The organism is Lactobacillus sp. UMNPBX4, from assembly GCF_002554115.1.
Lineage (GTDB): Bacteria > Bacillota > Bacilli > Lactobacillales > Lactobacillaceae > Lactobacillus > Lactobacillus gallinarum.
The window spans coordinates 1-1669 of record NZ_PCZF01000106.1 but is presented as its reverse complement, the minus strand read 5'-3'; the positions used below and the strand labels follow the sequence as shown (position 1 = coordinate 1669).

The 1669-nt window shown below is 42.3% G+C and carries 1 protein-coding gene; it reads left to right on the top strand.

Annotated elements, in window-relative coordinates; genetic code table 11:
- Positions 1 to 263: 263 nt before the first annotated feature.
- A complete protein-coding gene (locus CP355_RS09880) occupies positions 264 to 1487 on the top strand; it encodes an IS110 family transposase (RefSeq protein ID WP_098044443.1) in 1224 nt (407 codons plus the stop codon).
- The last annotated feature ends 182 nt before the right edge of the window (positions 1488 to 1669 follow it).

Below are 1669 nucleotides of genomic sequence, written 5' to 3'. Positions count from 1 at the left end.
AAACAAAACATACTAATCTAGTGTTGGATGATTACTCGACGGAGTAGTCGTTCAACACTTTTTCTTTTACTATGTAAAGTGGAGATGAAGCCAATGCCGTGACTGCTTTGGACACATGATGTCGTAAACAAAACTGGCAGCTTCACCATTCAATTGTGAATCTCGTCTAAGTATGTTGGCTGTTAAAGTCCTGTTGAGAAAATTAGATCTGATTGGATTAGATGGAGGCAGCTCATCTCCAAGTAAAGCGGAGGTTTATTCTTATGGATTTATTGAAAACTGTTTTTGGTATTGATGTTAGCAGCCGGAAGTCTAACGTATGCATTATGGTCAATGGCCAAAAAGTTGATGACTATGCCATCTCCAACGATATGGTAGGCTTCAATCAGTTGCTAGATGACCTTAAGCAGGTTACTAAACCGCAGATTATCTTTGAAGCAACTGGTGTCTATTCCAGAAGACTCCAGGCGTTTTTGGACATGCACGAATTGCGCTATGTCATGATGAACCCGCTGGAAGCCAAAAGAAAGACAAAGGATGACCTGCACCAGAACAAGACCGATAAGCTTGATGCCTTGTACCTTGCCAAGCTGCAGTCTGAGCACCCGCAACGGCTGGCCTACGTTCAAAGCAAAGAATATCAAGAATTGATGGCCAATAACCGCATCTATGAGCAGGCTTCGCACGATCTGATAACCAACAGGAATAGACTGCACAAAGCCATTCAGCTCACTTTCCCAGAGATTGAGCACTTAATGGTTAACCCGAGAGGGAAAAACTACTGGAGTATTGTTCTCAGATTCCCACACCCTGATATCGTATTAGAAACAAAAGAAGCCGATATCATCGACTTCTTAAAAGGCTTATCTGGTATTGGTAAAAAGCGCGCTAACGACATAATGCAAAGTCTTATTCGTTTGGCTAAAGTCGCATGCCCAGCTGTCAAAAAGGACAGTGCACATATTCGTGGCCTCGAAATGGCCATTAACAATATTCTGAGCGCTGAAGAGGCGTGCCAGACAGCTTTAAAGGAGATGACCAAGCTCGCTCCCAAGCGGGATCTGGAGATCCTCACAAGCATTCCAGGCATCGGCGAAAATACCGCTCTAAGAATCATTAGTGAGCTTGGGGATATCAGACGTTTTAACAACCCTAGCCAATTAAATGCCTTCGTTGGCGTTGACTCTCAAGTTTATGAATCTGGCAACCTCACGGCCCACCTGTCAATTTCAAAGCGTGGGACAGCTATCGGCAGAAAGGTGCTGTACTTGGCAATCAACCAAATTCAGTCGGCTAAGAAAGCGGGAAACCCTTCTCATATTGCGGATTATTACGAGAAACGAAAACGGTCTTCTGAGACTGCAAGTCACAAGAAGGCCGCTATCGCATCGATCCATAAATTATTACGGACGATCTTCGCTTTAATTAAGAATGATCAATTATATAGCTATGACGTAGCCAAACATAACCAAAGACTTTTGTCATAAAAATTGATCCAATAGATATTATAACAGCCTCTTTTTTGAAATTACAGAAGGTGGCTGTATTTATCATGCCCTAAATCAGATATTTAACTCGATTCTCCGGGAGCCATTTCCCGATTAGGCCTGTATTTCAAAATAAAATTGCTTAAAATCGTTGATAACACTTGACTTAGAGTAGAAAAAGC